This is a genomic window from Photobacterium sp. OFAV2-7 (assembly GCF_022347985.1).
Taxonomy (GTDB): domain Bacteria; phylum Pseudomonadota; class Gammaproteobacteria; order Enterobacterales; family Vibrionaceae; genus Photobacterium.
Genome location: NZ_JAKRFQ010000413.1, coordinates 1 through 4,388, shown reverse-complemented (window position 1 = coordinate 4,388; position 4,388 = coordinate 1). Strand labels below are relative to the sequence as shown.

6 protein-coding genes are annotated in these 4,388 nt (G+C 42.8%); 3 read left to right on the top strand and 3 right to left on the bottom strand.

The window, feature by feature from the left end; translation table 11 throughout:
- Positions 1-322 precede the first annotated feature (322 nt).
- Together MHN01_RS17925 and map are read left to right on the top strand one after the other, a co-directional pair.
- On the top strand, positions 323-547 hold the full coding sequence (locus MHN01_RS17925) for a ParD-like family protein (protein ID WP_239412588.1): 225 nt from the start codon (positions 323-325) through the stop codon (positions 545-547).
- Positions 540-1,328 (top strand): type I methionyl aminopeptidase, encoded by a 789-nt coding sequence (gene map, locus MHN01_RS17920; RefSeq protein WP_239412587.1) that lies wholly within the window; start codon positions 540-542, stop codon positions 1,326-1,328. The genes MHN01_RS17925 and map overlap by 8 nt, the downstream gene beginning before the upstream one ends.
- Before the next feature lie 22 nt (positions 1,329-1,350).
- Here map and MHN01_RS17915 read toward each other — a convergent pair whose 3' ends face one another.
- Entirely contained in the window at positions 1,351-2,172 is an 822-nt protein-coding gene (locus MHN01_RS17915) for a LysR family transcriptional regulator (protein ID WP_239412586.1), read from the bottom strand.
- Positions 2,173-2,294: 122 nt separating this feature from the next.
- Between MHN01_RS17915 and MHN01_RS17910 the strand changes: the two genes are divergently transcribed.
- A complete protein-coding gene (locus MHN01_RS17910) occupies positions 2,295-2,942 on the top strand; it encodes a glutathione S-transferase family protein (RefSeq protein WP_239412585.1) in 648 nt (215 codons plus the stop codon).
- A 268-nt stretch (positions 2,943-3,210) separates the two neighbouring features.
- Here MHN01_RS17910 and MHN01_RS17905 read toward each other — a convergent pair whose 3' ends face one another.
- Together MHN01_RS17905 and MHN01_RS17900 are read right to left on the bottom strand one after the other, a co-directional pair.
- Positions 3,211-3,648, bottom strand: a complete 438-nt coding sequence (locus tag MHN01_RS17905; protein ID WP_239412584.1) for an N-acetyltransferase — start codon at positions 3,646-3,648, stop codon at positions 3,211-3,213.
- A 429-nt stretch (positions 3,649-4,077) separates the two neighbouring features.
- On the bottom strand, positions 4,078-4,388 hold a 311-nt coding region (locus tag MHN01_RS17900; RefSeq protein ID WP_239412583.1), incomplete at its 5' end, for a DUF1203 domain-containing protein.

The window sequence follows — 4,388 nt, the reverse complement described above, 5'->3', positions numbered from 1 at the left end:
AAGTTCAATAGTGTTTTAAATACGTCGCTCATAATTCTGATTTTAATGGAAATTTGAGCGGCTACTTTATATCAATTTAAAGAGTTGGACTATTTATAATTGACAAAAAAACACCATTGTTTTGATGATAAACACCTCTGAGTGCACGCTTTCAACATAGAGTGTAACTACTAACTCATTTTTGTCCCGCAAATGACCCTTCTATTTGGCCATACAACAGCAACTGGTTGATTTGAACACGAGGTAACTTAACTCATGGTGCTTGACTCCACAATACCACAAGATACAATCAGAATATGTTTTATATATGGATTATATATCAATGGGTATTGTGAAGATTTCTGAAGAGCTTCATGAAGAAATAAGAAAAGCAAGTTCTGTTATGTCTCGTTCTATCAATTCACAAGCAGAGTTCTGGATAAGAATTGGCATGCTCGCTGAGCTGCACCCACAACTATCATTCAACCAGATAGTCTCAGAGCTGATGAAATCAGCCGATGTCTCAGTGGCAAAAGCAGCGATAGAGAAAGGAAGCACCAATGAATAATAGTGTGAAAATAAAATCGGCTACCGAAATTAATTTAATGCGCAATGCTGGCAAGCTGCTTGCGCAGACATTTCATATGTTGGATGCGTATGTAAAACCAGGCATCTCCACCATGGACATTAACGACAAAGTAGAGAACTTTATTGTTAATGAGTTGAATGCTCGCCCCGCAAGCAAAGGCCAATATGGCTATCAGTTTGTTTTAAACTCATCGATTAATGAAGTCGTCTGCCATGGTGTCCCCAACACAAACCAGTTACTGAAAAGCACAGATATCATTAACCTGGACATTACGCTGGAAAAAGATGGTTATATTGCCGACTCCAGCAAAATGTATGTAATGCCAGATGCTACACCGTTGGCAAAAAAGCTCGTTAAAGTCACATACGACGCAATGTGGGCCGGTATTGAACAGGTTAAACCTGGAGCCAGACTTGGTGATGTTGGCCATGCTATTCAGCAATATGCCGAGCGCTACGGCTACAGTATTGTAAGAGAGTACTGCGGTCATGGCATTGGCCAGGAGATGCACGAAGATCCACAAGTACTTCATTACGGTCTGCCAAACCAAGGGCTCAAGCTCAAAGAGGGCATGGTTTTCACGATAGAACCTATGGTGAACCAAGGTGCAGCCAAAGTTAAAACAAAAAAAGACGGTTGGACTGTCATCACGCGAGACAAGAAGCTGTCAGCTCAATCAGAGCATACCATTTTGGTGACGAATTCTGGTTACGAGGTCCTCACGCTACGAGATGACGAAACACCGCCTCACAAGAATTAGCATCAAACCATTCCATAGCGCGTTAGCCCATCAACTGCTCAAGACACTCTTTGTTCATTAATGGATGTGACCGGGCGCCTAGCACCAGCACAATATCCACCGATGGAAGGACTGGCATGTTATCGAGAATTTTCAGATCGTCAGTAACGCTAATTCTTCCCATCGCACCGATTGCCATACCTTCCCGAACGATAGCACGCTGCGCTGAGGCCGTATTGCAGCACGCAAGTAGCTGATAAGGAGTACCTCTCTTGGTCAGACCGTCGATGGCTGCAGCGTGGTACTTACAGTCCGATTGGAATAAGGCCAGCGGAATGGGCTGCACATCGTCAATTTCGAAATCCTTGCTGGCAATCCAGACTCCCTGATCATTGGCCAGCCAATGCCCTTCTTCGCTATCAGGAGCACGGGTAAGAATCGCAGCATCAATTTTATCGTCATCCAACCACTCTCTGAGCGTGACACTTGGCTGGCTGAATACCTGAATTGAGCACGTCGGCTCTGCTTGTTTAAGCGCCCGGATCGCTTTTGGCAGAATGATGTCGTTGTAGTCTTCGGGACAACCAAGGCGAAAGGGACGCTTATCTTCATAACGTTTGACCTGATATAGCGCTTTATTGTGTAAGGCGACTAACTGCTCTGCATGAGCACGCAGTTCAAGGCCTGCTTCACTTAACACCAAATTACGGCCTTCCTTCTCGAACAAGCTGACACTCAGTTCATCTTCAAGCTTGCGCATCTGAGCGCTAAACGCTGACTGAGTGCGATTTATCTGTTTCGCGGCGCGGGTAAAGCTGCCTGTTTCGACAAAAGCGAGAAAACTTCTCAGCGCATCAATATCCATACTGGGCTTTGCTATCCATCGGTTTTATTAATGTAATCCATCAAAACTATCCGTTAGTGCTTAATAAAACAATCTCTTAAGCTAAAAACACATCATCAAGAAAAATACGTAAGGAGACATTAATGCAACTTTATATCGGCAACCAGAACTATTCCTCCTGGTCATTGCGTGCCTGGCTTATCTTCTCGCAGTTTGACGTAGAGGTAGATATCATCAAGCTGAAATTGTTTACCAAAGACTTCTACCGCACTCTTGAGAACATCGCACCAACGGCCAAAGTCCCAACCTTAGTTGATAATGATGTGACTGTATGGGACTCACTCGCCATTCTTGAGTACATCAACGAGACATACCTTGGTGGTAAAGCCTGGCCAAGCTCGGCAAAAGAAAGAGCCAAAGCGCGCGCTATTTCGGCTGAGATGCATTCCGGCTTCTTTGATATCCGCAATGAGCTACCGATGAACTGCCGCGCCAAAAGGAAGATCACCCTCAGCGAGGGAGCCGTTAAAGACATCGCGCGAATAGATGCAATTTGGTCAGAGCAAATGGAACAATACCCTGACGGCTGGTTATTTGGTGGATGGTCGATAGCAGATGCTATGTATGCCCCAGTCGCCCTGCGGATACAAACCTACGACATTGCACTGTCTGACAAAGCTAAGCTCTATCAACAAAAGCTACTCAACAGCCCGGCCGTACAAAGGTGGCTGACTGAGGCAAGTTTAGAAACCGACATTGTCGAAGAAGACGAAGCGGGAACGCCTGTTTAAAGAGAATAAACGAACCTGAAATGGAACAAATTTCTGTTAATCAGATAGTTGACTTGGCTCATTCTCGGCCAAATTAATTTGAATGGTGACTTGACCTAATCGGGCAGCCTTCAGACAAGTGTAAGCTGCCATCTGTCATTACTGAGGGAGCATGACGTCACATGTCAGCCGATACAAAGCTGACACGTCATGGGATAAAACTAAGCTAGAGACTTTGCTCTAGCTTACTTAGTTTGATTAGGAAGTAGGTTAGAAGTTTATACTCATGTTAGGCTTTGAGTTCCATTTCGTATTCGTGCTCATTATCTTCTATTATTTGAAAGCCAAGTTTATCGTATAGGTTGTATGCCGGGTTACTTTTTAGCACGCTCAAACCTACACTTTTCCCTTGCTCTTTAGCAACTTTTATTAGCTCTTTAATGAGGTGACTACCTATTTTCATGTTTTGGAAATTGGGATGAATTTGAACCTGAAACAGATGCCATTGGTTTCGATCATCTAAATAGGAGGCTTTGAACAATCCAGCCATTTGTCCATCAACTTCTATTATTTTTGCGTCATCAAAATTGTGTTTGATGCGATGCAAATTTTCCTCATTTGTACAAGGTATACCGTCTTTTTCCAAATACTCTCTCATCGTTGCCACGCGCAGATCGAGCAGAAAATCAACATCACTTTCTTGTGCTTTGCGTAAATTTATATCCATTTTTTAACCTGTAAGCCTAACGATATCTCTACGGCTAATAGCCGCCTTTCATCTCGATAACATGTCATCTTTCTCATTCAAATAGAATGGTAAACTTCAAAAAATACTATGTTTAACATCGACTAGCAGGAAGCCTGCAATAACTCATCCAGAAGTTATACGGCTAAATGTTGCTTAGTCATTGAAAAAGCGAGAATCATATCAGTCTATATATTCAATAGAGTAAATTCTGTCACTTTTAAGTCCAACTATCACGGCCACCACACTCGATTAGCTACCTATGAATGGTCTATAAAAGTTCAACGCGTTGGAAGATCAGCAATGTGTTGGTACCCCCAAATCCGAAGCTTTTGGACAAACCAAGTTAGAGTATTAAAGCTAACTTGGCTAATTGGGATAAGAGAAGTATTTTGAAACCTCGAACGCTTGCTAGGCTCGGTGCACGTTACAATTGAAGCAACCAGGGTTTGCATTATGAATTTGCAGGTATGTGACTTCACTATTTAAAAACTGATTACGGATAGCATTTTCCAATTCTGCACCTTGTACGGTTTCTGCATAAATCATCAAGTTCTTGATATTATATGCCCTCACTGACAGCAACCTTTCTGCTAATATTTCAGGTATCTCGTTAATTTCCAACTCAGTTGTTTCAGCATTTTCGCGAATGAAAATAGGGCCTGAGGCTTGATAAGATGATTGAACATCATGATATTTAAAAGGGACGAGCAAAACTCTCT

Coding starts and splice junctions, on each gene's coding strand:
- map (WP_239412587.1), top strand. CDS start 540: ATGAATAATAGTGTGAAAATAAAATCGGCTACCGAAATTAATTTAATG.
- MHN01_RS17925 (WP_239412588.1), top strand. CDS start 323: ATGGGTATTGTGAAGATTTCTGAAGAGCTTCATGAAGAAATAAGAAAA.
- MHN01_RS17915 (WP_239412586.1), bottom strand. CDS start 2,172: ATGGATATTGATGCGCTGAGAAGTTTTCTCGCTTTTGTCGAAACAGGC.
- MHN01_RS17905 (WP_239412584.1), bottom strand. CDS start 3,648: ATGGATATAAATTTACGCAAAGCACAAGAAAGTGATGTTGATTTTCTG.
- MHN01_RS17910 (WP_239412585.1), top strand. CDS start 2,295: ATGCAACTTTATATCGGCAACCAGAACTATTCCTCCTGGTCATTGCGT.